This window comes from Oceanibaculum sp., from assembly GCF_022449305.1.
GTDB lineage: Bacteria > Pseudomonadota > Alphaproteobacteria > Oceanibaculales > Oceanibaculaceae > Oceanibaculum > Oceanibaculum indicum.
Genome location: NZ_JAKUSO010000016.1, coordinates 20,061 through 46,579, shown reverse-complemented (window position 1 = coordinate 46,579; position 26,519 = coordinate 20,061). Strand labels below are relative to the sequence as shown.

The window sequence follows — 26,519 nt, the reverse complement described above, 5'->3', positions numbered from 1 at the left end:
AGAGGACTTGGACCAAAACGCGTCCGAATGCCGCGCCCTTATGTCTTCTTCGGATCGTCCTTGCCGGCGAGGGTGCCCTCGGCGAGGCCTTCCTCGCGCTCGCGCAGATAATCGTCGGTGGTGCGGGTCAGCGGCCGTGCCTTGCCGGCGAACGGGTTGTTCCCGTTCTCAAACTGCACGATGACGCGGCAATCCTCGCACATCTTGATGCGCTCCAGCGCTGCAGGGTCCTGGAACATCGGGTGGTCCTGCAGCTTGGCGACGATGCGCTCGACCGAGCCCTTGGTGCCGAACGGCTTGCCGCAGCGTACGCACTCGAACGGCTCCTCCTGCTTGATCGGCAGGACGGCGCGCGCCTCGGCGGTGAAGTTAATGCGGGGCTCCAGTGCGATCACCTTTTCCGGGCAGGTCGCCTTGCACAGGCCGCACTGCACGCAGGCATCCTCCTGGAAGCCCAGGAAGGGCCGGTCGGGATCGTCGGTCAAAGCACCGGTCGGGCAGACGCTGACGCAGGACAGGCACAGCGTGCAGCCCTCGGTATCGATCTTCAGGGCGCCGAAGGGCGCGCCGGCGGGCAGCTGGATCATATCGACCGGGGCCGGGGCGGCATCATGCAGATGCCCCAGCGCCAGCGACAGCATGGCGCGCTTGCCGCCCATCGGCAGGAAGTCGCCGGCTTGCGCGGGATCCAGCCCCGGCAACGCATAAAGCTGCGCTTCCAGCGCATCGGGATCATCCTCGACCAGCACCGCGACGCGGCCGCTGTCATAGCCAAGGCCGGCCATGATGGTCTCGGCGAGGCCGGCCTGCTGCGCGAGGCCAGCAAGCTCGCCCTGCTTCTTCGTGGAGACCAGCACCGCGACATGGCTGGCGCCATAGGCCAGCGCGCCGGTCAGCAGGTCGAGACCGGTCTGCATCGCCTCATTCACCGCGAAGGGGATGACATTTGCCGGCAGGCCGCGCCCGAACCGCGCCATCAGCGAGATCAGGTCGGCGCCGTGCCGCTCGTCATGCACCAGGATCACCGGCTTGCGCCCGCCGGCCTCACGGTAGGTGGAGAGCAGGGTGCGCAGCCGCGCCAGCAGCGAGGTGCTGGGCGGCATGGCATAGCTGGCCGCGCCGGTCGGGCAGACGCTGTGACAGGCGCCGCAGCCGCCGCACAGATAGGGATCGATGGCGACCACATCGCCGGCGGAGCTGATGGCCGAGGCCGGACAGGCATCCAGGCAGCGGGTGCAGCCGGTCTTGTGGTTGCGGCCATGCGCGCACAGATCGGCCTGGAAATTCACATAGCGCGGCTTGGTAAATTCGCCGACCAGATCGGTCATCTCGAACAGCGCCTTCTGCACCGCCGCCGGATTGCCGGGGTCGGGGCGGAAATAGCCGTCGCGCCGCTCATGCGACGGGAACAGCGGCGATCCGCCGGTCAGGTCCAGGATCAGGTCGCAGCGCGACGAAGCGCCGTTCTTGCCGGCCTCGAAGGCCAGCGCCGCGCGGGAGGAGGGGATCAGCGGCGCGTAATCGTCCACCACGATCTCGAAGGCGCCGAGATGGCCGGCGGCGCGGGCGATGCTGCCCTTGAAGATCGGGATGTCCATCAGCCGCGGCGGGATGATGTCGCCCGGCTTCGACAGCAGCACCGTGACGTCCAGCCGTCCGGCAAGCTGGCGTGCAGCTTCGATAGCCTGCTCGTCACGGCCATAGATCAGGCACACGCCTTCCGACTTCAGGGTGACGCTGGTGGCATGCTCGATTTCCACCATCGCCTCGGCCAGCAGGGCGGCCATCTTGGGCGTGGTGTTCCGGGCCTGCTCGGCCCAGCCGGCCTGCTCGCGGATATTCACGAAGGAAATGGAGGCGTCGCTGCCATCCTCCTCCATCACCTCGGCGAACAGCGGCGCTTCCTGGGTGCAGGCGACGATGAAGGGATTTCCTTGCGCGGCGGTACGGCGGAAGCTGTCGATCCCGGCGCGGCACAGCTCCTCGTGAACATCGCCGACGGCCTGGCCGCAGGCCGCGTTCAGGGCCTTGCCGTCGAGCGGCATGGTACCCCGGCAGGTGCAGGCGAGAATGCGGCGCTGGGCGTCCGTCATGGGTGTTCCTCGGTCATCGGTCGTTTGCTGTCATTCTTGGTTTTTACAGGCGGATACATCATTCCGCCTTGTTGCGCTATATACTGGTGGTAAGACCAATCGCGGGCAATAGCCACGCGCGCCGTACGCTCGGGAGGAGCGATGAGCAAGGATATCTCGATGCCGATGGGCATCGTCATCGAACGCCACAAATCGGCAAGCCCCTGGCAGGACTGGCGGTTCCAGCCGGTCGCCGTCATTCCCGGTGCGCCGGATGTTGAGGGCTGGACCGAGATGGTTCGGGGCGAGGGCTGGGTGCGCTACCACGCTGCGACGCTGCCGGTCTGGCTGCACCGGACGCAGACACCGGCCTATCTGCACAATCTGTCGATGGAGCAGCCGGTCGTCTATATCGTGCTGCGCCGCGATCCCGATGCGCCGGAGGATTTCGCCTTCCAGCCGCTGCTGGTCACCGTCTCGCCCTACGAGGCGGAGGAGTATCTGATCAGTGGTGACGAGATCGTCGAACCGGTGGCGATGCCGGACGTCGTGATGGGCTGGATGCAGGATTTCATCGACGGCAACCATGTGGAGCAGCCCTTCGTGAAGCGCCAGCGCGACAAGCACAAGGAGAAGCGGCCCGACTCGCCGCTGCCGCTGGATGCCTATGGCAAGCCGATACGGGAAGGGGGGCGTCATGGCTGAGCGCCCGTTCCTGTCGCGCTGGTCGCGGCTGAAGCAGAAGGCCCGCACCCAGGCACCGGGCCAGACGTCGGTGCGGCGTGGTGGTGCTGCGCCGGTAATACAGGACGATCGTGCGGAGGAAACCCGGCAGGCAGCCTTGCCGCCGGAAGCGCCGGCACGGGAACAGTCGGTTCAGCCGGCCCGCCGCGATCAGCAGCCGCAGGAGGCACCGTTCGATGCCGATTCCCTGCCCGATATCGACAGCCTGACGGTCGAGTCGGACTTCACGCAGTTCCTGCGCAAGGAAGTGCCGAAGACCCTGCAGCGCAGGGCGCTGCGCAAGCTCTGGACCTCCGATCCGGTCTTCGCCTGCCTGGACGGGCTGAACGACTATGAGGAGGATTTCACCGACGCCGCAACCGTGATCGAGGGCATGAAAAGCTCCTACCAGGTCGGGCGCGGTTTTCTGACCGACGAGGAACTGGCGGAGAATCACTCCGTCTATACCGCCTCGCGGCAGGCACGGATCGATGCCGAAGAGGCCGAAGCCGCAGAGCGCGATGCAGCGTCTGCCGAGGATGGGAGCGCGGCGGAATCCAATGCGCCTGACACTGATACAGCGCCGGAGCAGGGTGAGCCGGAGAAGGCATCCGAACAGGCTAAGGCCGCCTCGGTGGATGAGGAGGCAGTGCCGGAAGGTGAAGCTGCCGAACAGGAATCCGAAGATAAGAGTGATAATCGTTCTTAATTTAACGTCACCCTTATTATTCAATTAAGATCGATTGTCATTTGCAATCTTCTGTTCCGATATTCCTCAGAACTTGCCACCACCGCTCGCCGGCCTGCCGTTTCTGCTAGACCTTGGAATTTGATTGGCATAGGCTATTGGTAAGACCAATAAGGCACACCCGGCTCGCCACAGATAAACGGGCGGGAAAACAATGGGGTGCCACTTGGATTTGGTGTTGAGGGAGCGAAACGACGCAGATGCCTGACGCGGCTGCGCATATTCAGCATATGATGGCGGAAGAAGACCTTCTGCGGGCCAACTGGTACGGCTTCCTGGCGCGCTTTCTGGCGGCGCCGGCCGATCAGGCCGTGCTGTCCCTTGCCGCCGGTTTCGACAGCCAGGATGACGGCACCGACATGGGCCGCGCGCTTGGCGTCCTGTCGCGCCTCGCGCAGCAGACCACGCCCTCCCAGGCGGAAGAAGAATATTTCAATCTTTTCATTGGTGTGGGACGGGGCGAGCTGATGCCCTACGGCTCCTACTATCTGACTGGGTTCCTGAACGAAAAGCCGCTGGCCCATCTGCGCGGCGACATGGCGCGCCTGGGGATTGCGCGCGCCGAGGACGTGAAGGAGCCGGAGGATCACATCGCCGCGCTGTGCGAGATGATGGCCGGCCTGATAGCCGGCAGTTTCGGCGCGCCGGCACCGCTTGCGGTCCAGAACGAGTTTTTCCAGCGGCATCTGTCCCCCTGGGCTGGCCGCTTCTTCGGCGATCTGGAGCGTGCGCGCCATGCGCGGCTGTATCAGCCGGTCGGGACGATCGGCCGGCTGCTGATCGATATCGAACGCGACGCCTTCGGGATGGAAGCGTGACGGAATCGTAAGCGACTGGCGCAAGCCGGACAGAGTTTTGAACGGGTTGTACGTTTTTTGAGGGTTGAGGAGGACGCATCATGAAGCAGCAAGACAAGCCGGTTTCGGCGCATCGCCGCGACTTCCTGCGCGTCGCCAGTGTCGGTGCCGTGGCAGGTGCTGCCATGGCCGTCGCGGGCGGCAGCGAGGCCGAAGCCGCCGAGGTCAGCGAGACGGTCGGCGACCACAAGGGCTATCGCGAAACCCAGCATGTGAAGACCTTCTACAAGCTGGCCCGCTATTAAGCGCTGGCAGCCAGTAGGGAGCGGGAGAAGACAATGCTCAAGAAAAAATCGGATGCAGTAGCGGCCCGTCCGCGCCTCAGCCAGGCGCTGGCCAGCCTCACCGGCGGCGCCATTGACCGCCGTACCTTCCTGAAGCGCTCCGGCCTCGCGGCTGGCGGCGTGGCGATGGCTGGTGCCTTTACCGGCGGCATGGTGCGCAAGGCACCGGCGGCCAGCCCGGCCTTCGGCGGTGAGATCAAGACCGCCAAGACGGTCTGCACCCACTGCTCGGTGGGCTGCACGGTGATCGCCGAGGTGCAGAACGGCGTGTGGACCGGGCAGGAGCCTGGCTTCGACAGCCCGTTCAACATGGGGTCGCACTGCGCCAAGGGCGCGTCGATCCGCGAGCTGACCCATGGCGAGCGCCGGCTGAAATATCCGGTGAAGCTGGTTGACGGCAAGTGGACCCGCGTGAGCTGGGAGCAGGCGATCGGTGAGATCGGCGACAAGATGCTCCAGATCAGCGAGCAGTCCGGCCCCGATTCGGTCTATTGGCTGGGCTCCGCCAAGCACAGCAACGAGCAGGCCTACCTGATGCGCAAGTTCGCCGCCTTCTGGGGCACGAACAACATCGACCATCAGGCCCGCATCTGCCACTCCACCACGGTCGCCGGTGTCGCGAACACCTGGGGCTATGGTGCGATGACCAACAGCTACAACGACATGATGAACAGCCGCCTGATGTTCTTCATCGGCGGCAACCCGGCGGAAGCCCATCCGGTGTCGTTGCAGCACATCCTGAAGTCGAAGGAGCAGAACGGCGCGCCGCTGATCGTGTGCGACCCGCGCTTCACCCGCACGGCCGCGCATGCCGACGAATTCGTGCGCTTCCGTCCGGGCACCGACGTCGCCCTGATCTGGGGCATCCTCTGGCACATCTTCGAGAATGGCTGGGAGGACAAGGAATACATCGCCAAGCGCGTCTATGGCATGGACAAGGTCCGGCCGGAGGTCGCGAAGTGGACGCCTGAGGAAGTCGAGCGCGTCACCGGCGTTCCCGGCTCGCAGCTGAAGCGCGTCGCGCGCCTGATGGCGACCAACAAGCCCGGCACGCTGGTCTGGTGCATGGGTGGCACGCAGCACACCAACGGCAACAACAACACCCGCGCCTACTGCATCCTGCAGCTGGCGCTGGGCAATGTCGGCGTGGCCGGTGGCGGCACCAACATCTTCCGCGGCCATGACAACGTCCAGGGCGCCACGGATTTCGGCGTGCTGATGGACTCGCTGCCCGGCTATTATGGCCTGGCGACCGGTTCCTGGCAGCACTGGGCCCGCGTCTGGGACGTGGACTACGACTATCTGCTGAAGAAGTTCAAGTCGAAGGAGCTGATGGAGCGGTCCGGCATTCCGGTGTCGCGCTGGTTCGACGGCGTGCTGGAAGACAAGGGCAACATGGACCAGCCGGACAATGTCCGCGCCATGGTGTTCTGGGGCCATGCGCCGAACTCGCAGACCCGCCTGCCGGACATGAAGAAGGCGATGGAGAAGCTGGACCTTCTCGTCGTCATCGATCCGGTGCCGACGGTCTCCGCCGTGCTGCATGACCGCAAGGATGGCTGCTATCTGCTGCCGGCCGCGACGCAGATGGAGACCTATGGCTCCGTCACCGCGTCGAACCGCTCGCTGCAGTGGCGCGAGAAGGTGGTCGATCCGATCTTCGAGGCGAAGACCGATCACGAGATCATGTATCTGTTCGCCAAGAAGTTCGGCTTCGACAAGGAGATGTTCAAGCACATCAAGGTGGACGGCAACGAGCCGAACATCGAGGACATCACCCGCGAATGGAACAAGGGTATGTGGACCATCGGCTATACCGGCCAGTCGCCGGAACGGCTGAAGATGCACATGGAAAACCAGCATACCTTCGACAAGGTCAGCCTGCGCGCCAAGGGCGGCCCGGCCGATGGCGATTTCTACGGCCTGCCCTGGCCGTGCTGGGGCACGCCGGAGATGAAGCATCCGGGCTCGGCCAACCTCTATGATATCTCGCTGCCGGTCGCCGAGGGCGGCATGGGCTTCCGCGCCCGCTATGGCGTGGAACGCAATGGCGAGACGCTGCTGGCCGAAGGCTCCTGGCCGGTCGGCTCGGAGATCGAGGACGGCTATCCCGAGTTCACCATGGCGATGCTGCAGAAGCTTGGCTGGGACAAGGATCTGACCGCTGACGAGATGGCGGCGATCCAGAAGGTCGGCGGCGACAAGATCGGCGGCGTGAACTGGAAGACCGACCTGTCGGGCGGCATCCAGCGCGTTGCCATCAAGCATGGCTGCGCCCCCTACGGCAACGCCAAGGCGCGCTGCGAGGTGTGGAACTTCCCGGACCCGATTCCGCTGCACCGCGAGCCGCTCTACTCGCCGCGCCGCGACCTTGTGGCCGACTACCCGACCTACAAGGACCGCAAGATGCATCGCCTGCCGACGCTCTTCGAGTCGATCCAGAAGAACGACTTCTCGAAGGAGTTCCCGATCATCCTCACCTCCGGCCGTCTGGTCGAATATGAGGGTGGCGGTGACGAGAGCCGGTCGAACCCGTGGCTGGCCGAGCTGCAGCAGGACATGTTCGTCGAGATCAATCCGGTCGATGCCAACAATCTCGGCATCAAGGACGGCCAGATGGTCTGGGTGCACGGTCCGGAAGGCGGCAAGGTGCATGTGATGGCAATGCTGACCGAACGCGTCGGCAAGGGCGTGGCCTTCATGCCCTTCCATTTCGGCGGCAAATTCCAGGGCAAGGATCAGCGGGCGAAATACCCGCAGGGTGCCGATCCGTATGTGCTGGGTGAATCGACCAACACCGCACAGACCTATGGCTATGACTCGGTGACGCAGATGCAGGAAACCAAGACCACGCTCTGCCGCATCGAGCGCGCATAAGAAGGGGAGACGTAAGATATGGCCCGCATGAAATTCCTGTGCGACGCCGAGCGCTGCATCGAATGCAACGCCTGCGTCACCGCCTGCAAGAACGAGCACGAGGTGCCCTGGGGCATCAACCGGCGCCGCGTCGTCACCATCAATGACGGCAAGCCCGGCGAGAAGTCGATCTCTGTGGCCTGCATGCACTGCTCTGACGCGCCGTGCAAGGCGGTCTGCCCGGTCGATTGCTTCGTGACCACGGCCGAGGGCATCGTCCTGCACAACAAGGACACCTGCATCGGCTGCGGCTACTGCTTCTATGCCTGCCCGTTTGGCGCGCCGCAGTATCCGCAGGCCGGCAATTTCGGCACCCGCGGCAAGATGGACAAGTGCACCTTCTGCGCCGGCGGTCCGGAAGAGGCCGCGAATTCCGAGGCGGAGTTCCACAAGTACGGCCGCAACCGTATCGCCGAAGGCAAGCTGCCGCTCTGCGCCGAGATGTGCTCGACCAAGGCGCTGCTGGCCGGTGACGGCGACGTGGTGTCCGACATCTACCGCGAGCGCGTCGTCGCCCGCGGCTTCGGGTCGGGCGCCTGGGGCTGGGGCACCGCCTACGAAGCGAAGGCCGGCGGCTGATACGCCGCTGGCTGTACCGGATGACGGGGCCGTCCGCCTTAGGCTGGCGGTCCCGATATCCCGATCCGGTGGAAGAAGCAGAAGAAGAAGCAAGAGACAGGATGGGGGTCGATCCATGCTCAAGGCACTGATCGGAGCCGGCGAGAACCGGCGCGGCGAGATGAAAAGGGTGTCCGGCCTGATGGCCGTGTCCCTGCTGCTTGTGGCGGGTTTCCTGCTGCAGGGGTGCCGTGAGGAGGAGCAGGGCCGCATCCTGCTGTTCGACAAGGGCAACTATATCGGCAAGGTCGTCGATGGCGAGAAGCTGGACCCCTCGACCGTCGAACAGCTGAACAAGCGTGCCGAAAAGCAGTGGATGTAAGGTCAGGGGAGCGCAAGACATGAACGTCCGGAATTTCATCCCGCGTCTCTTCGCCATCCTGTCGCTGGCCGTGCTGCTGCTGGGCGGCATGCCGGCTGCGGAACGGCTGACGGGCATCGCTGCCGGTGCCCATGCCCAGCAGGCTCCCGCCGATGCCGGCAAGTCCGACGTCTGGCGCGCCATCCGCCAGGGCGAGCAGGGCTATGTCTCGATCCCCGACAAGAAGGCCGGTGTGCTGATCCAGTCGGAAGGCGAGAACTGGCGCGCCTTCCGCAATGGCCCGCTCTCCACCTGGGGCGTGTGGGGCATGGTTGGCATGCTGGGCCTGCTGGCACTGTTCTTCGTGGTGCGCGGGCGCATCCGCATCGAGCATGGCAAGAGCGGCCGGCTGATCGAGCGTTTCAACGGTCTGGAGCGCTTCTCGCACTGGCTGACCGCCGTCAGCTTCATCGCGCTGGGCCTGACCGGCCTGAACATCCTCTATGGCCGCTATGTGCTGCTGCCGGTAATCGGGCCGGAGGCATTCTCCGCCATCAGCCTCGCCGGCAAGTACATCCATAACTACATTTCCTTTGCCTTCATGCTGGGCATCGTTCTGATCCTCGTGCTGTGGATCAAGGACAACATCCCGAGCAAGCTGGACCTCACCTGGTTTGCCCAGGGCGGCGGTATCTTCTCCAAGCACAAGCACCCGCCCGCAAAGAAGTTCAATGCCGGCCAGAAGATCATCTTCTGGGCCGTGGTGCTGGGCGGTATTTCGGTCAGCCTGTCCGGCCTGGCGCTCATGTTCCCGTTCGAGTTCGCCTTCTTCGGCAAGACCTTCGCGGCGCTGAACGTCTTCGGCTTCGGCCTGCCGGAGAACCTGACGATGATGCAGGAGATGCAGCTGTCGCAGCTGTGGCACGCCGTCGTCGCGCTGGTGCTGCTGGTCCTCATCATCGCGCACATCTACATTGGCACGGTCGGCATGGAAGGCGCCTTCGATGCGATGGGCAGCGGTATGGTGGACGAGAATTGGGCAAAGGAGCATCATTCGCTGTGGGTCGATGAGGTGAAGGAAGAAGAGCGCAAGGCCCGTGGGGCCGCGCGTGGCGCACCCGCCCCCGGCGACGATTGACCAGACGACGATTGACCGAAGCTGCCTCTCCGCAGCCCTCCGGAACCGATGGAGTAGTCCCCGTGCCGCGTCTTATCCGCCGAAACTCCCTTGCCGCCGCAGCGGGCCTGGCCCTGTTTTGCCTCGGCGCGATGGCTGCTCCGGCTTCGGCGCAGCTCAGCACGGATGAGGCCGGCAAGAAGCTGGCGGAGATGTACAATGTCCGCGTGCTGGATGTCCGGCTGGCGGAACATGACGGCAAGCCCGTCTATGCCGCCAAGGTGATGCGCACGGGCGAGGGGGCAGGCAATGCCGCCTTTATGGTGACGACGCTGCTGGTTGATCCGATGACCGGTAACCTCATCTCGGCTTTTGAGCATCGCACGACCGGCTATGAGACCTCCGCCACGGATTCCTACGAGGCGCGCCTCGATTCCTCCGGCAGCGAGATGCGCCGCATGACCAACCGGCCCGCCCCGCGCAACTGAGCGGGGAGCCGGGCAGCATGGTCTTTCGCCCTGTCCTCTCGGTCCTGTCTGTCCTGATCCTGGGCCTGTCTGTGCTGGCAGGCGATGCCCGGGCTCAGCTTGCTGGCCATGGCGGCCCGGTCCGGGGCGTTGCCGTCGCCCCCGACGGGCAGCGGGCGGTAACCACCAGCTTCGACTATTCGGTCATCCTCTGGTCGCTCGACCGCGGCGAAGCGAACTCGATCCTGCACGGCCATGAGGCGGCGGTGAACGCCGTGGTCGTCCTGCCGGACGGGCAGCGGGCGGCGACCGCCGGGGATGATGGCAAGCTGATCTTCTGGCGCTTCGGCGTCACGCAGCCGGCCCGGGTGGTGGAAGCCCATGCCGGCCGCATCGTGGCGCTGACCCTCAGCCCGGACGGCAAGGTGATCGCCTCGGCCGGCTGGGACGGCTCTGCGGCGCTGTGGAGCACGGCGGATGGCAGCCTGATCCGCCGGTTCGAGGGGCACCAGAGCAATGTGAACGACGCCGTCTTCTCGCCCGACGGCAAGATGCTCGCCACTGCGGCCTATGACGGGATCATCCGGCTGTGGAACCTGGCCGATGGCCGCCTGCTGCGGGAGATGACGGGCCACGAATTCAGCGTGAATGCGCTGGCCTATCTGCCGGACGGCGCGCTCCTCAGCGGCGGGTCCGACGAGACGGTGCGGCGCTGGAACACCGCAACGGGCGAGGAGACCAGCCGCCGCATCGCCCATAAGGGTCCAATACTCGATATCGCGGTGGCGCCGGATGGCAAGGGCTTCGCCAGCGGCGGCATTGACGGCATGGTGCGGCTGTGGAAGGCCGGCGAGGAAAAGCCGGTCCATGCACTGGCCGGACGCGGCGGGCCGGTCTGGGCGCTGGCCTACACGCCGGACGGCAAGCGCGTGCTGGCGGCGGGCAATGATTCGGTGGTCCGGCTGTGGGATGCGGCCACCGGCCAACCTTTGGGCGACTCGGGGGGCGAACCGGTGGAGACGGCGGCAGCCACCGCCGCCGCACCGCAGGATAAGGGGGCGGCCATTTTCCGGCGCTGCGGGCCATGCCATACGGTGACGGCCGATGGCGGCAACCGCGCCGGGCCGACGCTGCACGGTATCTTCGGCCGTAAGGCCGGCACGGTCGAGGGCTATCCCTATTCGCCGGCACTGCTCGACAGCGACATCGTCTGGACCGCCGAGACCATTGGCGACCTGTTCACGAAAGGCCCGGATGTGGTGACGCCCGGCAGCAAGATGCCGCTGCAGAAGCTGGTGCGTCAGGAGGATCGCGACGCCCTGATCGCCTATCTGCGCCAGGTCACCACGCCATGAGGTGCGATCGGGTGAACAATGCTAAACTGGGTCCAACTAGGCCCGCTACATGAAGGGGGGAGTATCATGAAGGCGTTTCTGGCGAGTGTCATCGCGCTGCTGGTCATCACCATCGGCGCTGGCGTGCTGCTGACCAGCATCAACCCGAATGTCGGCAAGGTCTATCAGTCCTCGCACGGGTCGGTGCGGCTCTAGAACCATGGCCAGGGCCATCGCCTTCGATGCCTATGGCACGCTGTTCGATGTCCATTCGGTGCGCGCGCTCTGCGAGGAGATGTTTCCTGGCAAGGGCGCGGCACTGTCACAGCTCTGGCGGCTGAAACAGCTGGAATATACCTGGCTGCGCAGCCTGATGGGCCGCTATGAGGATTTCTGGGCGGTCACGCGCGATGCGCTGGTCTATGCCCTGAAAAACCAGGGGATCACTCCTGTCGAGGCCGATCTCGACCGGCTGATGGGGGAATATCTGCGGCTCTCCCCGCATGCCGAGGCGGCCGAGGCGCTGAAGCGCCTGAAGGAGATGGGCATCCGCCTCTCCATCGCCTCCAACGGCAGTCCGGCCATGCTGGACGCGGTGGTGCGCAATGCCGGCTTCGACACGTTGCTGGAGGCCGTGATCAGCGTCGATCCGGTGCGGGTCTTCAAGCCGCATGACGCGGCCTACAAGATCGTCACCGATACGCTGGGCCTGCCGGCGAACGAGATCCTGTTCGTCTCCTCCAACGGCTTCGATGTGGCCGGCGCCAGCCATTACGGCTTCGAGAGCGTGTGGATCCAGCGCAGCACCGGCCAGATGGAGGAGCTGGGTGTGCAGCCGCGCCATGCCATCCGCTTCCTCACAGATATCCCGGCGCTGCTCGCCTGATCTTTTAGTATCGCAGAACGAATGGGCAGTCGTGCCGGGACGTTCTGCACAGTGTCCTGCCGTCTTGTCTGAGATGCTTCTCCCAGTTTGAAATCCGGGAGAATAATCATGAGTAAAGCAGAGATGGAGCGGTTTCTGAGCGACCTGGCGAACGATGCTGATCTTGCCGATGCGGTGCGGTCGGCAGTCCGCCAGCCCGCCGATCTGGCAGCGTTCGCCACGCAGCACGGCTATGCGGTCGAGGGGGCGGATATTGAGCAGGTTGTAAACGCCGCGTCAGCAGAAGGGGGCGCACTGTCCGACGAGCAGCTGGAAGCGGTTGCAGGCGGAACCGCAGGGCGCACTGCTTTCGAGATTATCCAACGTTACTTGCTTGACGGCGATATGAGTGGTCGCCCTGCGTAAGCAGTCATCAGCCGCTGAACCACAGCCACAGGCCGGCACCGGCCAGTGACAGCAGCGTCATCGGGATGCCGCAGCGCGCATGTTCGGCGAAGCCCAGCCGCACGCCGGCGCTCTTCGCGCGTTCCACGGTGATGATGTTGGCCAGGCTGCCGACGATCAGCAGATTGCCGGCCAGCGTGGACAGGATGGCAAGGCCATAGAGCGTCTCCGCCGTCAGGTCCGGCCAGACCGAAAGCAGCAGGATCACCGCCGGCACATTGCCGATGGTGTTGCTGCCGAGGATGGCGACTGGCGCCAGTACGGCCAGCCGGTCGGGGTAGAAGCCGCTTGCTGCCAGCAGATCGACGGCGCGGCTCGGCAGGCCGGTCGCGGCCAGCGCCTCGGTCACCACGAACAGGCCGGCGAACAGCACCAGCAGCGGCCAGTCCACCTTGGCGAACAGGGCGCGCGTCTCAAGCCGCCGGCTGACCAGCAACGCGCCACCAATGATCAGCGCGCTGACGGCATGCGGCAGCGGCGTGGCGAACAGCGCCAGCAGGGCGGTTACCGCGACTATTCCTTTCAGCAGATGCGCGCGGTCCAACGGCTGGATTGGGAGCGCCGGGACAGAGGGCGTATCCGCCTCGAACCGGCCGCGCCAGACCAGCCAGATGATCAGGAACACGCTGGCCAGCCCGATCAGCGCCGGGACCGCGCAGGCGGCGAGGAAGGCCCAGAAATCGAGGCCGCCAGTCTGGCCGATCAGGATGTTCTGCGGGTTGCCGATCAGCGTCGCCGCCGATCCGGCATTGGCACCACCGGCAAGACCAATCAGATAGGGCCGGGGGTCGAGGCCGCGCGCCAGCAGCCCGGCGCACAGCAGCGGCGTCATCGCGAACACCACCACATCATTGGCCAGCACCGCCGACAGCAGGCCGGAGGTGGCCACGACGGCACCCAGCAGCCAGACCGGGGAGCGTTCGAGGCCGGCGATGCGCAGCGAACACCAGTCGTAGAAGCCGCTGGCATCGAACTGCGCCGACAGGATCATCAGCCCGAACAGCACGAACAGGGTCGGGAAGTCGATGGCGTCCAGAATGCCGGCGGGCGTCACAGCACCCGTCACCGCTAGTACGATGGCAGCCAGCAGGGCGATGCCCGCACGGTCGATGCTGAGGCCGGGGAAGCGCCCCAGCGCCATGCCGATATAGGTCGCGGCGAAGACCGCCAGGATCAGGCCGACATCGACAGTATCGCTCATGCGGGAACGCCTGAAGGGAAGGATGATCCCTTCTGGACCCTTTTCGCGCCCTTGGCAATCAGCGCTGCGTTTCCTCCGGCGGCGCAGGATCGTCCGGCGGTGATGCCATGGGCGTCGAGGCCATCGGTTCGCCCTCCTCTTCCTCCTCGGCGCGCGGGTCGAGCTGGAACACCGCCGGCGTGCTGCGCGGCACGGCGATGAAGTCGCCCTGCTCCTCGGCCGGTTTCGGCGGGCGGCGGGTCATGCGGTACAGCGCGAAGCCGCCCATGCCGGCATGGACAAGGGCGGTAAAGGCGAACAGCGCGCGGGCATCCGTTGCCTCCATAAGGATCGAGGCGACGAGCGGCCCGACCACCGCGCCGGCGCCGTTCAGCAGCAGCAGGCCGGAGGAGGCCTCGACGAAGTCGCCGGGCTCCATATAGTCGTTGGCGTGCGAGATACACAGCGAATAGACCGGGATCATCAGCGCGCCGAACAGCGCGGAGCCCACCAGCAGGAACTGCTGCGGCATGCCGTACAGCGCGATCAGGATCAGCCCGGACAGGCTGGCCAGGAACACGGTGCCGGCCAGGATGGTGCGGCGGTCATACCGGTCCGACAGCCAGCCGACCGGCCATTGTGCCAGCGCGCCGCCGATCATCACCGCGGCCATGAAGAAGGCCACGCCCGACAGCGGCACGCCGCCGGCCTGGGCGAAGATCGGCCCCATGCCCCAGAAGGCGCCGCTGACCACACCGAAGCCGAAGCAGCCGACCACGCCAAGCGGCGACAGGCGATAGAGACGCCCGATCCTGATCTTCACCGTGCCGATAGGGGCGGGGACGGCGCTGCGGGTCAGGCCGACCGGCACCAGCGCCAGGCAGATCAGGATGGCGCCTAGGCAGAACAGTGGATAATCCTGCGGGTCGCCCAGCGTCAGCAGCAGCAGCCCGCCGGTCGTCGCCGTCAGATCGACGATGCGGTAGATCGAGATGATGGAGCCGCGCAGCTCGTTCGGGCTGCGCTCGTTCAGCCAGCTCTCGATGATCATGTAGAGCCCGGCGAGGCACAGGCCCGTGATGGCGCGCAAGCCGGTCCAGACATAGGGATCGACCGCCAGCGCATGCAGCAGGAAGACCGAGGCGGCGACGGCGGCAAAGACGGAGAAGGCACGGATATGGCCGACCCGGCGCACGATATGCGGGCCCAGCACGCAGCCGGCGATGAAGCCGGCGAAATAGCCAGACATCATCATGCCGATCATTGAGGGCGGAAAGCCTTCCAGATTGCCGCGCACGGCCAGCAAGGTGCCTTGCAGGCCGGAACCCAGCAGCAAGATGCCGACCGAGAGGAGGAGGGCGCTGAGTGTGGTGATTGTCTGTCGCAAGGGTCCGTTCGTCAGGCTGGGGAATTTCTGACGGGCGAGGCCGCCGGCTATCAGGGAAACAGTCTAGAACATTAACGCGGGATATGGCTAAGGTTCCGGACCGATTTTCCTGCCGCGCGGTTCCCGAATGTCCTCGTCTCAACCTGTCGCCCCCCCAATCGCTCCCCGTAACGTCACCATCATCGGTGCCGGTATCGTCGGCATGAGCGCCGCCCTCTACCTGCAGCGCGACGGCCACAAGGTCACGGTCATCGACCCGAAACCGCCGGGGACCGGTACCTCGCTCGGCAATGCCGGGGTCATCGCCACCGGTGGCGTGACGCCGACCGCCATGCCGGGGCTGTGGAAGAAGGTGCCGAAGATGCTGATGGACCCGGCGGGGCCGTTCGCTATCCGCTGGCGGTACCTGCCGCAGATCGCACCCTGGCTGATCCGCTTCCTGCAGGCCGGCGATGCGGGGCGTGTCCGGCAGATTTCGCGTGAGCTTCTGCCCCTGGTCAGCCGGGCGCTGATCGCGCATGAGGAGCTGGTGAAGCTGACCGGGGCGGAGGACATCATCCGCCGTGTCGGCTGGCTAAAGCTCTATGGCAGCGAGGAGGGCTTCGCTGGCACCGCCTTCGACCGCGAGCTGATGACCGGCTGCGGCGTGAATTTCCAGGTGCTGGACAGTGACGAGGTGCGCCAGCTCGAACCGCATCTGCAACGGCGCTTCGCCCGCGGCATCTTCCAGCCCGATGCCGGCTTCGTGTCGCTGCCGCACAAGCTGATCACTGCCTATGCCGAACATTTCCGGCGCAATGGCGGCACCATCCTGCAGGAGACCGTCCGCCGGCTGGAAATCGGGCCAAATGGGCCGGAGAAGGTGGTGACCGACCTCGCCATCCATCCGGTGGACCGGCTGGTGATCGCGGCCGGCGCCTGGTCGAAGGCGCTGGCTTCGGAGGCAGGCGCGCCGGTGCCGCTGGATACGGAGCGCGGCTATCACCTGAACCTGAAGCTGCCGGACGGCACGCCGACGGTCGGGCGGCCAACGCTGATCGCCGACCAGTCCTATGTGCTGGCGCCGATGCAGGAAGGCTTGCGCCTGACCAGCGGCGTGGAGCTGGCGGGGCTGGATGCGCCGGCCGATTTCCGCCGCATCCGCCGCATGCTGGATCTGGCGAAGGAGGTACTGCCCGCCATCGGCCAGGCGGAGGTCACGCGCGAATGGCTGGGCTACCGTCCCTCGACGCCGGATTCGAAACCTGTGGTGGGGCGCTCGCCGCGCTATGCGAACACGGTGCTGGCCTTCGGACACGGCCATATGGGCCTGTCGCTGGGGCCGCTTACAGGGCGCGTGGTGGCTGATCTGGTCGCCGGGCGCGGCTCGGAATTCGACCTTGCGCCCTACCGTCCGGACCGCAGCTTCCGCTGAGGAGTGGATAGGGAGTATTGCGCAGTGTGACTCCTCATTTCCCGTCGTCATTCCCGGCCTTGTGCCGGGAATCCAGGGTTCAGCCCAACTCGACAGATATCCAGCAAGCTGAAGTCTGGACCCCCGCAACAAGTGCGGGGGTGACGGAAAGAGTATAGCGGCAGGCAGGCGTCTCGAAGGGTATCGGGGGCAGGATTCCCTACGGCACCTTGCCCTTGTCGAGCAGGATGGCGGTGTATTGCTGGTAGGTCATGCCCAGCTCGCGGGCGCGGCGCAACCGCATCAGCACCACCTCGCGCGGGGCGGCGAAGGCCTTTTCCTTGGCCTTCTTCCAGCAGGTGACCTGCCAGCCGGTCGACAGTGGCGGGCCGCCATTATGACCGAGGCCGAATGGCGGAAAGCTTGGAATGTCGGGGCGGGGAATGCGGCGGATATAGCGGGGCACAGTGTCGGGGCGCCTTGGTGCCAGCAGGGATGAAGGCGGCCACTATAGAAAGGAGCCGGGGTCTTGCTCCACCCAATAAATCAGCGTGCCTCTATCGTCGGCGTGCCAAGGACGGGACGCAGGCTGATGCCGATCAGCCGTTCGACGGTCCGGCCGATTTCCTTCAAATTCAGCGGCTTCTGGTAGAGTTCGACGACCGCGTTACGCAGCTTCTTCCAGGTCAGGTCGCTGACCGGGTTGCCGGTCACGACGATAATGTGCGGCCGCTTCTCGCAAGCCTGCAGTTCCGCGATCAGCCCTTCCCCGTCCAGCACCGGCATGTCGAGGTCGGTGATGACCAGATCGGCAGGGTCCGACACCAACAGGTCGCGCGCTTCGCGGCCATTGCCGACCACGCTGACGCGGTAGCCGCGCCAGGCGACATAGCGGGTCAGGATTTCCGCCGTGGACGGTTCATCCTCGACGATCAGCACATGCGGGATGCGGGTGGCGTCTTCCCGGACCGGCCGTGCCAGGTGCCGGCGCAGCAGAGCCGCGATGCCCTTCTCGTCGTAATTTTCCAGCACGAAGCAGCCGCTGGCGCCGTGATAATCGGCAATGCGGCTGTCCATCTCCTCCAGCATCGGCACCACCGCCAGGATCGGCAGGGTGGGGGCAAGGCAGCGCAGCACCGGAATGCTGCCGAGATCGATGGCCGTACCCTCGCGGCTGTCGAGGATCACCAGATCGACCCCGCCGCCCTGCAGGCGTGCGGCGGCCTGGCCGATGGTCTCCGCCGTACCGACGCGAAACGACTCATCCGCCGCTTCCAGCATCGCGCGAATCGACACCCGCCGGCTGGCGATGTCGCCGACCAGGAGGATGTTCACGATGCTGTCAGTCATGGCGGGCATAGGATTCTCGGTTATGGACAACGCAAAGGCGCTCTCAATCCGCCGAGGGTACCCGCCAATCCTTTACGAATCCTTAGCCGCCTGAAAATTCTGACGATTATGACTCTTGCAGCGCCGGCCGGTCCGGCGCCAGGTCGGCCGCCGACACGCCGAAGCCCGCAATATCCGCCGGCAGGCCATTGCCGGTAGCCAGGCTCGCCGTAAGCCGGCCCATGGCAGGTGCGGTCTGGATGCCATAGCCGCCCTGACCGGCCAGCCAGAAGAATCCTTTCGTCTCCGGCGCGAAGCCCGCGACCATGGTGCGGTCGGCGACGAAGCTGCGCAGCCCGGCCCAGCGCGAGGCGAGGCGGCGGATCTGGAAGATGGTCGCCTGCTCGATCCGGTCCACGGCGATGGCGATGTCCATCTCGTCCGGCTGCGCATCGCAGGGCGGGGAGTCGATCTCGTCCGCCGGGCTGCCCATCAGCCGGCCGGATTCGGGCCGGAAATACCAGTTCTCCTCGGCATCGACCACGGCGGGCAGGGCATGGACATCCATGCCGTCCGGCGCATCGAAGGTGAAGGCGGTGCGGCGCTTGGGCTGCAATCCCACCTTCGCAACGCCGGCCAGGGCGGCGATCTCGTCCGCCCAGGCGCCTGCCGCGTTCACCACCACGGCGGCGGAGAAGCTGCCGGCGCGGGTCTCGACGCGCCAGCCATCGCCCTCGCGCGCCAGGCCGGTGATTTCCGCATCGGTGACGATCTGTCCGCCGGCGGCACGAATGCCGCGCAGATAGCCCTGATGGATGGCGTTCACATCCATGTCGCGCTCGCCCTCATTATAGAAGCCGGCGACGGCATAGCCCTCGCGCAGAACCGGGGCGTGGCGCAGCACACCGGCGGCGTCCAGCCATTTGACGCCGGGCAGGGTCGCCCGGGTCTCTTCATAGGCCTTTTCCAGAATCGGCATCTGCTCGGCGGTTGCCACGATCATCGCGCCGCGCGGGGTCAGCAGCGGCGCCTCGGTGAATCCTTCCGGCGGGGCCTCGAAGAAGGCGCGGCTGGCGCGGGTCAGCGCGCGGATCGGGGCGTTGCCATAGCCTTCCGCGAACAGTGCCGCCGACCGGCCGGTCGTGTGATAGCCGGGCTGGCTTTCCTTCTCGGCCAGGATGACGCGGCCATGCTTGGCCAGCTCGTAGCCGGCGGACGCGCCGGCGATACCGCCACCGATTACCAGGAAGTCGCAGGTTTCAGTCATTTCAGGAGTACGCCTCGATACGCAGGAGAAGGACAGGCGGGCCGGGCAAGGAACACCCGGCAATAACTGCCGGCCTGCCATTTGTTCGACGCGCCGACCATCGGCCAGCCCCGGCGGAAGGTCAATGGCAATTGCCGGAAACCGGCCATTCGCCTTGGTCCGTGTTCTGAGTGGGATAGCTGGCCCGCCTCTTGCTTCCCTGCCTCCCCAAGAGGTTCGCAAGTGTTTCGCAAGAGAAGGGGAAAGCCATGCAGATCGGAACCGGGACCAGTGGGAGCGGCATGTCCTCCCTGCTGCTGTTCAGGACGCTGCAGCATTCGGGCGACGCGCAGAAGCAGCAGTTCGCCAAGCAGCCGCAGATGCAGCGGGAGATCGATTATTTCCTGGAGAATGCGAAGAAGATCGAATCGCCGGAGGATTTCTTCAAGGACCGCCGCCTGATGCAGGTGGCGCTGGGCGCGTTCGGCCTGGAGCAGGAGCTGAACTACACCGCGCGCATCAAGACGATCATGACCGAGGATCCGGCGGCGAAGGAGTCGCTGGTCAACCGAATGGCCGAGCCGCGCTACAAGCAGATTTCGGAAGCCTTCGATTTCTCCGGCTCGGGCGTGGAGAAGCTGAAGGACGAGAAGTTCCTCAAGGAAATCACCGACAAGTACCTGACCAACCAGTTCGAGAAGAATCTGGGCGGCGGCAACGAGTCGCTGCGCGAAGCCGCCTATTTCCGCCGCAAGGTCGCCGAGGTCGCCGAGGATGGCGATATCTACAAGCTGATGGGCGACAAGGTGCTGCGCTCGGTCATCACCGACACGCTGTGCATCCCCAAGGAGATCGTGAACCAGTCCCTGGAACGCCAGGCAAAGGTCATCGAATCCAAGGTTAAGCCGGAGGATTTCAAGGACCCGGCCTTCGTGGACAAGTTTATCGCCCGCTTCCTGACGCAGAAGGACGCCGAGGCGCAGCTCGCCAACATGGGTGGCGGCTCCTTCGGCTCCTCGGGCCAGATCGCTCTGCAGCTGCTGCAGGGTGGCAATCTCAACATCCTTGTGTGAGGCCGCTATGACCGACCTTTCCGCCATCCGCATCCTTCCGACGGACCCGGAGCATTATATCGGCCTTGGCCGGGAGCAGGAGGCGCGCGGCGATATCGACGACGCCATCGACAGCTACCGCACGGCGATCTTTCACGCGCCGCGCTCGGTGCCGGCACTGACCGCGCTGGGCGACCTGCTGGTGCGGCTCGGCCAGAATGATGCCGCCGTGCGCTGTTACCGGCTGGCGCTGCTGGTCGATCCGACCTGCCGCACCGCCGCCCGCAATGTCGCGCAGCTAAAGACAAGCGGCGAGGTCAGCCTGTATCGCCTCGGCCTCGCGCTGCATCCGATGCCGGAGATGGTCTCCCTCGGGACCGCGCGGGTCATGGATGACGCGGCGCTTGCCGACTGATATGATTCTTCACTAAGGGGCAGCCAACAGGAAAACCGTTTTGAATCCGCAATCTAGCGTATTCGCTGCGGTACTCGGCTGAGGGGGACATGGACATCGAAAAGCAGACTGTTACCGAGGGCGGCATCAGCGCGCCCAGCTTCTATCGCGACTTCCTGGACAAGGAAACCGACTTCAACGACAAGGTCATTCTGGTGACCGGCGGTACGGGGTCTTTTGGCCGTCACTTCGTGAAGCAGGTCATCTCACGCTATACGCCCAAGCGCCTCATCGTCTTCTCGCGCGACGAGATGAAACAGTATGAGATGGCGCAGGAATTCCCCACCGACCGCTATCCCTTCATGCGCTATTTCATCGGCGATGTGCGCAATGCCGAACGGCTGGAAATGGCGATGCGCGGCGTGGATTACGTGATCCATGCGGCGGCGATGAAGCATGTCTCGATTGCCGAGTACAACCCGTTCGAATGTATCCACACCAACGTCATGGGGGCGGAGAATGTGGTGCGCGCCGCCATCGGCGCGGGGGTGAAGCGGGTCATCGCCCTGTCCACCGACAAGGCGGCCAACCCGATCAACCTGTATGGCGCCAGCAAGCTGGCCTCCGACAAGATTTTCATCGCCGCCAACAATCTGGCGGGTGGCAATGGCTGCCGTTTCTCGGTCGTGCGCTATGGCAATGTGGTCGGCTCGCGCGGCAGCGTGGTGACCTTCTTCCAGAAGCTGATCGAGGAAGGGGCGGAGGACCTGCCGATCACCGATCTGCGCATGACGCGCTTCTGGATCACCCTGACGCAGGGCGTGAATTTCGTGCTGTCCTGCCTGCCGCTGATGCGCGGCGGCGAGATTTTCGTGCCGAAGATTCCCAGCATGCTGATGACCGAATTCGCCATCGCGCTGGCCCCGAATCTGAAACACCGGGTGGTGGGCATCCGTCCGGGCGAGAAGATCCATGAAGTGATGATCTCCTCCGACGATTCGCGCACCACTGTCGATCTGGGCGACCGTTACGTCATCCAGCCCTCCTTTGCCTGGTGGTCGCGCCCGTCCGGCTACAAGAATGCGAAGCCGGTTCCGGAGGATTTCGTCTATTCCAGCGACCGCAATGACGAATGGCTGGGCCGCGAGGATCTGGGCTTCTATCTGAAGGACAAGGTAGTGTGACGAAGGATAGCGGGGGCGCCGGGGCGTTCCTGCCCTATGGCCGTCAGCTCATCGAGGAGGACGATATCGCCGCCGTGGCCGCCGTGCTGCGCGGCGATTATCTGACCACCGGGCCGGAGGTTGACCGCTTCGAGGCAGACCTCGCGGCAGTGACGGAAGCACGCCACGCCGTGGCCTGCGCCAATGGCACGGCGGCTCTGCATCTGGCCGCGCTGGCGCTGGGCCTCGGCCCCGGCGACTGGGTGGTGGTGCCGACGGTCACCTTCCTCGCTACCGCCAATGCCGCGCGCTATGTCGGGGCGGAGGTGGTGTTCGCCGATGTCGATCCCGATACCGGGCTGATGACGCAGGCGGCGCTGGAGCAGGCGCTCGCCCGCGTGCCGGCTGAAGGCAAGGCGAAGGCGGTGTTCAACGTGCATCTGGGCGGGCCGGTCGGCGATGTCGAGGGCATCCACGCCGTCGCCCGCCGGCATGGGCTTGCCATCGTCGATGATGCCAGCCACGCGCTGGGCACGCGCTACCGCGATCCGTCGGGGGCGTGGAACGCCGTCGGCTCCGGCGCGCATGCCGACATGACGACCTTCTCCTTCCATCCGGTGAAGACGGTGACGATGGGTGAGGGCGGGGCGGTCACCACCAACGATCCCGGTCTGGCGGTCCGGCTACGGGCCTTCCGCAGCCACGGCATGACCCGCACGCCGGAGGAGTTCACCGAAAAAGGCCTTGCCTTCGATGCGGAGGGCCGCCCGAACCCCTGGTATTACGAGATGCCGGAACCCGGCTTCAATTACCGGGCGACCGATATCCAGTGCGCGCTGGGCCGCAGCCAGCTGGCCAAGCTGCCGCGCTTCGCCGCCACGCGGCTGGCCCTGTCGCGGCGCTATGACGAGTTGCTGGCCGACTGGGCGCCTGTGGTGACGGGCCTGCACAAGCGTGACGGGCTGGAGTCGGCACTGCATCTGCACCCGGTCCTGATCGACTTCCAGCGTGTCGGGCTGGACCGGGCGGCGGTGATGAACCGGTTGCGCGGCAAGGGCATCGGCACGCAGGTTCATTACATCCCGGTGCATCTGCAGCCCTATTACCGGCGGCGCTATGGCGCTGTGTCACTGCCAGGGGCGGATGCCTATTACGCGCGCTGCCTGTCCATGCCGCTGTTCGCCGGCATGGAAGAGGGTGATGTTGACCGCGCGGTCGCGGCGCTGGGTGACGTGCTGGGCCTCGGCAACCGCTAAAAGCGTTCTTTCACGATCTCCGCCGCGCGGTCGAGCATCGGCATCTCCGCTGTGCCGCGCACCGGCGTCACGCTGGGCTGGAACGGGAAGCGGTCAGTGCCGAGAGACAGCCAGCTTGCCCCCAGCAGCAGGGTCGGCACGCCCAGCGCGCCGGCCATCGCCTGGACGGCGGTCGGCGCGGTGATCACCATATCCAGAGCTGTGATCAGTGCTGCGGTTTCGTCCAGATCATTGCGCTGATCGACATCGGTGAAATTCTGGATCGTGACACCGAATTGCCGGGCGGCGGCGGCCAGTTCCTCGGCGCAATCGTCATATTGCAAATTCACGAAGCGCAGGCCCGGCAGTGTAAGGATCGGGCCCCATTCGGCCAGTTCGGTATAGAAGCGTCGCCGGTCGGGCGTGCGCAGGCCACTGCGCCAGCATATGCCGATCTTCGGTTCCGGCCCCAGCTTCTCCAGCCTTTTGCGCCAGCTGTCGATGCGCTGGTCATCCGCCTTCAGATAGCCGCCGGTCGCCGGAAAATCCTCCAGACTTTGCCGCAGGTAAAGCGGCAGGCTGCCGACCGGGCAGGCGTAATCATGCTTCTCGGTCAGCCAGTCATATGTATAGACGATGTTGCCGTCTTCTCCGGTTCTGGTGCTGGCATGGACATGGATACCGGGGAAGGAGCGGCGGAACAGCGGTACCAGACGGGCCTCGACATCAAGGGTTACCTGCTTCGCCTTCGCTGCCACGTCTGGCAGGCAATTGGCGAAGAAGATCTGGTCGCCCAGCCCCTGTTCGCCTGACACCAGGATGGCCTTGCCGGACAGGTCCTCGCCGTGCCAGCGCGGCAGGCCGTGACGGTAATCGATGGCCTGTGCCATGCCGCGTTCGAGGCGGGCCTCATAGCGCTGCCAGCCCTCCTGGATATGGCCGGTGGCCAGCAGGTCGACGGCGTAGTTCAGCTGAAGCTGCCTATTGTCCGGCGCCAGTTCCAGGGCCTTGCGGTGGAGGTTGAGCCCTTTCTCCCCATTGCCGAGGATGCATTGCAGCATGGCGTAATTGCTGAACGGTTCGGGCAGCGAGGGGTCGAGGCGCAGCGACTCCTCATAGAACAGGATCGCATTGTCGATATCGCCGGGTTCGTGGCGTTGCGACAGGGTGGCAGCGATGTTGTGCCAGAGCCGGGCTTCCTGCGGATAGCGGTTGATTGCCTCGCGGACGATGTCGATGGATTCCGCATGCCGGCCCATCTTGCGCAGGACGGAGCCGAGATTGTTGATGACCTCCACCGAGTCCGGATCGATCTGCAGCAGGGTCTGATACAGGGCGACGGCCGACTCCGGCTGCCCGGTCGCCGCCGCGATGTTGGCCGTGCCAAACAGGGCGTTCTTGTCGATGGGATTGGCGGCGAGGATTTCCTGGTAGATATCCAGCGCGGCAACATAATCGCCGGACTTGAAATAGCTGCTGGCCAGCTCGGCCTTTCGCGCGGTCTCGGCCTGTGCGGCAAGGGCGGGGTTCGCGGCATCACCCTTTTGCTGCTGCATCATCATCGAGAAGGAAGGCTTCTTCTTCTCGTCATGCCCCAGCACGGGCGGCGTATCGGTCTCGGGTGCCGTTTCCGGCAGCGCCACACTCCAGGTAAAGGCCTGCTTGCCCTGTTCTCGCAACGCCCTCGGGTCGGCCGCGATGGCGGCCAGCTCGCGCTGTACCTCGGCGAATAGGTTTCGCCACGGCGAATCCGGGTGGCGGCTGAAACACCGCATGCTGGGAAACCAGGGGCGGTTGCGGGTGCCGTGGCGCGTCCAGTCCGCTTCCAGGCTGAAGCGCCAGACCGGCATGCCCAGCGCGCCGGCAATCTCACCCACCGAGGTCGCCGCCGAGATGACCAGATCGATATTGGCCATCAGCGCGGCGGCGCCGTCGATGTCGTTGCGCTGGTCCAGCCCGTCGATATGGGCAAGGTCGATGCCGTGGGCCTTGTTCAGCTCCGCCACTTCCTCGGCACTCGCATCATATTGCAGGCAAATGAAGCGGATGCCGGGGATGGAAAACAGCGGCTTCACATCCTCGATCTCGGCATAGGCAAGGTTGCGGTCGCGGCTGCGCAACTGGCTGCGCCAGCAGAGGCCGACCTTGATGCCGTCGCCCAGGGCATCGATGCGCTTCTTCCAGTACGCCATGCGGGCGGGGTCGGCCCGCAGGTAACCGGGGGTCTTCGGGAAATCGCCGATAGCGTTCCGGTACAGGCCCGGCAGGCTGCCCATCGGGATATGCGCGTCGGCATCGGGCACCGAAGGGGCGAAGGAATCCGAAGGCCGGACGAGCGCCTCCGGGATCGACCGCGCGAACAGCGGAACCAGGCGTGTGTCGCATTCGACGATGACCTTGCGGGCCTGACGGACCAGATCCGGAATGCAGGTGCCGAACATGATCTCGTCGCCGATGCCCTGCTCGCGCCAGACCAGGATCGACTTGTCCTGCGCGTCCTCGCCGGTCCAGCGCGGCTGTTCAAGGCGCCGCAGCGGGCGTCTCTCGCCGAGCGGGAAGCCCAGCTCGTAGAGTTTCCAGCCCGGCTCCAGCTGGCCGACCTGAAGGTCGAGGGTGCCGTAGTTGAAGCGCGGATCGATCAGTTCCGGGGACAGGGCCGAGGCACAGGCATATGCCTGCATGGCCTGCTCGTATTTGCCCTGGCGCCGCAGCGCATTGCCGAAGTTCGAATAGAGCGAGGCCATCGTCGGGTCGATCCGCAGCGCGCGGCGGAAGCAGTCCGTCGCCTCTTCCAGGCGCAGCAGCTTGCTGAGGACGATGCCGAGATTGTTCAGGGCCTGGGTGTAGTTCGGCTGGATATCGATCGCGATCCTGTACTGCTCGACCGCTTCGTCCAGCTTGTCCTGATCGCCAAGGACGGTGCCCAGATTATAGTGCGCCTCCGCATACTGGCGCTTCAGTTCGGCCGCGCGGCGAAAACTGGCGGCCGCCTTGTCCAGATCCTGTTTCAGCTTGTGATAGGTACCGGCGCTGTTGTGCGCTTCCGCATAGCGGGGGTCAGCCTCCAGCGCCTTGGCGACCAGTGCCAGCGCTTCGTCGAGCTGGCCGCGATCCTTGGCGATAAGGCTCAGAAAATGCAGCGCCGTCGCGTTGCGCGGCTGTCTCTCCAGTATCTGAAGATAGATCGCCTCGGCGTCGGTCTCGCGTCCGGCCCTGTGATGGGCGACCGCTGTCTGCAACATCTGCGTCAGCGGCACACCCTTGCTGGAAGCGAGGGGGGCGGTCACGGTGATCTGCTTCTGATTGGCGCGGCGTTGCTTGCGGTTCATCTCTGGCTTGCCGGGGAAAGGGGGCGGACAAGGCGAATCAGCTC

The 26,519-nt window shown here is 65.3% G+C and carries 25 protein-coding genes; 18 read left to right on the top strand and 7 right to left on the bottom strand.

Annotation, left to right across the window (positions count from 1 at the left end; translation table 11 throughout):
- Window positions 1-38 precede the first annotated feature (38 nt).
- Entirely contained in the window at window positions 39-2,093 is a 2,055-nt protein-coding gene (locus MK313_RS07345) for a 4Fe-4S binding protein (protein ID WP_287780669.1), read from the bottom strand.
- A 141-nt stretch (window positions 2,094-2,234) separates the two neighbouring features.
- Here MK313_RS07345 and MK313_RS07340 point away from each other — a divergent pair, with 141 nt between their 5' ends.
- From MK313_RS07340 to MK313_RS07280, 13 genes are all read left to right on the top strand, one after another.
- Window positions 2,235-2,777, top strand: a complete 543-nt coding sequence (locus MK313_RS07340; protein WP_287780668.1) for a DUF3305 domain-containing protein — start codon at window positions 2,235-2,237, stop codon at window positions 2,775-2,777.
- The gene (locus tag MK313_RS07335) at window positions 2,770-3,504 is read left to right on the top strand and encodes a DUF3306 domain-containing protein (RefSeq protein WP_287780667.1); all 735 of its coding nucleotides are present in this window, start codon (window positions 2,770-2,772) and stop codon (window positions 3,502-3,504) included. Before MK313_RS07340 ends, MK313_RS07335 begins: the two co-directional genes overlap by 8 nt.
- Before the next feature lie 239 nt (window positions 3,505-3,743).
- Window positions 3,744-4,361, top strand: a complete 618-nt coding sequence (locus tag MK313_RS07330; RefSeq protein WP_287780666.1) for a molecular chaperone — start codon at window positions 3,744-3,746, stop codon at window positions 4,359-4,361.
- An 80-nt stretch (window positions 4,362-4,441) separates the two neighbouring features.
- Window positions 4,442-4,645, top strand: coding sequence for a twin-arginine translocation signal domain-containing protein (locus MK313_RS07325; RefSeq protein WP_008942632.1), 204 nt, complete (start codon window positions 4,442-4,444; stop codon window positions 4,643-4,645).
- Between the two features lie 33 nt (window positions 4,646-4,678).
- Window positions 4,679-7,561, top strand: a complete 2,883-nt coding sequence (locus MK313_RS07320) for a formate dehydrogenase subunit alpha (protein ID WP_121217140.1) — start codon at window positions 4,679-4,681, stop codon at window positions 7,559-7,561.
- 18 nt (window positions 7,562-7,579) lie between these two features.
- Entirely contained in the window at window positions 7,580-8,179 is a 600-nt protein-coding gene (fdh3B, locus tag MK313_RS07315; protein WP_008942630.1) for a formate dehydrogenase FDH3 subunit beta, read from the top strand.
- Between the two features lie 115 nt (window positions 8,180-8,294).
- A complete protein-coding gene (locus tag MK313_RS07310) occupies window positions 8,295-8,540 on the top strand; it encodes a hypothetical protein (RefSeq protein ID WP_008942629.1) in 246 nt (81 codons plus the stop codon).
- 19 nt (window positions 8,541-8,559) lie between these two features.
- Entirely contained in the window at window positions 8,560-9,657 is a 1,098-nt protein-coding gene (locus MK313_RS07305; RefSeq protein WP_287780665.1) for a formate dehydrogenase subunit gamma, read from the top strand.
- A gap of 62 nt (window positions 9,658-9,719) precedes the next feature.
- Window positions 9,720-10,124 carry a PepSY domain-containing protein gene (locus MK313_RS07300; protein ID WP_287780664.1) on the top strand — a complete coding sequence of 135 codons (405 nt, stop codon included), beginning with the start codon at window positions 9,720-9,722 and terminating at the stop codon, window positions 10,122-10,124.
- A gap of 17 nt (window positions 10,125-10,141) precedes the next feature.
- Window positions 10,142-11,458 carry a c-type cytochrome gene (locus MK313_RS07295; RefSeq protein ID WP_287780663.1) on the top strand — a complete coding sequence of 439 codons (1,317 nt, stop codon included), beginning with the start codon at window positions 10,142-10,144 and terminating at the stop codon, window positions 11,456-11,458.
- A 66-nt stretch (window positions 11,459-11,524) separates the two neighbouring features.
- Window positions 11,525-11,653: a hypothetical protein gene (locus MK313_RS07290; protein WP_272943343.1), complete on the top strand. Its 129-nt coding sequence runs from the start codon at window positions 11,525-11,527 to the stop codon at window positions 11,651-11,653.
- A 4-nt stretch (window positions 11,654-11,657) separates the two neighbouring features.
- Window positions 11,658-12,323: a haloacid dehalogenase type II gene (locus tag MK313_RS07285; protein ID WP_287780662.1), complete on the top strand. Its 666-nt coding sequence runs from the start codon at window positions 11,658-11,660 to the stop codon at window positions 12,321-12,323.
- 108 nt (window positions 12,324-12,431) lie between these two features.
- On the top strand, window positions 12,432-12,728 hold the full coding sequence (locus MK313_RS07280) for a Nif11-like leader peptide family RiPP precursor (protein WP_287780661.1): 297 nt from the start codon (window positions 12,432-12,434) through the stop codon (window positions 12,726-12,728).
- Window positions 12,729-12,735: 7 nt separating this feature from the next.
- Here MK313_RS07280 and MK313_RS07275 read toward each other — a convergent pair whose 3' ends face one another.
- Window positions 12,736-13,968: an anion transporter gene (locus tag MK313_RS07275; protein WP_287780660.1), complete on the bottom strand. Its 1,233-nt coding sequence runs from the start codon at window positions 13,966-13,968 to the stop codon at window positions 12,736-12,738.
- Window positions 13,969-14,026: 58 nt separating this feature from the next.
- The gene (locus MK313_RS07270; RefSeq protein ID WP_287780659.1) at window positions 14,027-15,334 is read right to left on the bottom strand and encodes an MFS transporter; all 1,308 of its coding nucleotides are present in this window, start codon (window positions 15,332-15,334) and stop codon (window positions 14,027-14,029) included.
- A 127-nt stretch (window positions 15,335-15,461) separates the two neighbouring features.
- Here MK313_RS07270 and MK313_RS07265 point away from each other — a divergent pair, with 127 nt between their 5' ends.
- Window positions 15,462-16,748, top strand: coding sequence for an NAD(P)/FAD-dependent oxidoreductase (locus MK313_RS07265; RefSeq protein ID WP_287780658.1), 1,287 nt, complete (start codon window positions 15,462-15,464; stop codon window positions 16,746-16,748).
- Between the two features lie 199 nt (window positions 16,749-16,947).
- Here the strand turns inward: MK313_RS07265 and MK313_RS07260 are convergent, their stop codons facing one another.
- The 3 genes from MK313_RS07260 to MK313_RS07250 all read right to left on the bottom strand — a co-directional run bounded on the left by MK313_RS07260 (window position 16,948) and on the right by MK313_RS07250 (window position 19,323).
- A complete protein-coding gene (locus tag MK313_RS07260; protein ID WP_287780657.1) occupies window positions 16,948-17,193 on the bottom strand; it encodes a hypothetical protein in 246 nt (81 codons plus the stop codon).
- Window positions 17,194-17,273: 80 nt separating this feature from the next.
- Entirely contained in the window at window positions 17,274-18,077 is an 804-nt protein-coding gene (locus tag MK313_RS07255; RefSeq protein ID WP_287780656.1) for a response regulator, read from the bottom strand.
- A gap of 106 nt (window positions 18,078-18,183) precedes the next feature.
- On the bottom strand, window positions 18,184-19,323 hold the full coding sequence (locus tag MK313_RS07250) for an NAD(P)/FAD-dependent oxidoreductase (protein WP_287780655.1): 1,140 nt from the start codon (window positions 19,321-19,323) through the stop codon (window positions 18,184-18,186).
- Between the two features lie 248 nt (window positions 19,324-19,571).
- Between MK313_RS07250 and MK313_RS07245 the strand changes: the two genes are divergently transcribed.
- The 4 genes from MK313_RS07245 (at window position 19,572) to pseC (ending at window position 23,167) form a co-directional block, all read left to right on the top strand.
- Window positions 19,572-20,375, top strand: a complete 804-nt coding sequence (locus tag MK313_RS07245) for a DUF1217 domain-containing protein (RefSeq protein ID WP_287780654.1) — start codon at window positions 19,572-19,574, stop codon at window positions 20,373-20,375.
- Between the two features lie 7 nt (window positions 20,376-20,382).
- Complete coding sequence (locus MK313_RS07240; RefSeq protein WP_008945840.1) at window positions 20,383-20,769, top strand: tetratricopeptide repeat protein; 387 nt, start codon at window positions 20,383-20,385, stop codon at window positions 20,767-20,769.
- Window positions 20,770-20,858: 89 nt separating this feature from the next.
- On the top strand, window positions 20,859-21,932 hold the full coding sequence (pseB, locus tag MK313_RS07235; RefSeq protein WP_008945839.1) for a UDP-N-acetylglucosamine 4,6-dehydratase (inverting): 1,074 nt from the start codon (window positions 20,859-20,861) through the stop codon (window positions 21,930-21,932).
- Complete coding sequence (gene pseC, locus MK313_RS07230) at window positions 21,929-23,167, top strand: UDP-4-amino-4,6-dideoxy-N-acetyl-beta-L-altrosamine transaminase (RefSeq protein WP_287780653.1); 1,239 nt, start codon at window positions 21,929-21,931, stop codon at window positions 23,165-23,167. The genes pseB and pseC overlap by 4 nt, the downstream gene beginning before the upstream one ends.
- Here pseC and MK313_RS07225 read toward each other — a convergent pair.
- The gene (locus MK313_RS07225) at window positions 23,164-26,475 is read right to left on the bottom strand and encodes a tetratricopeptide repeat protein (protein WP_287780652.1); all 3,312 of its coding nucleotides are present in this window, start codon (window positions 26,473-26,475) and stop codon (window positions 23,164-23,166) included. The two genes, pseC and MK313_RS07225, sit on opposite strands and share 4 nt — an antisense overlap.
- Window positions 26,476-26,519 lie beyond the last annotated feature (44 nt).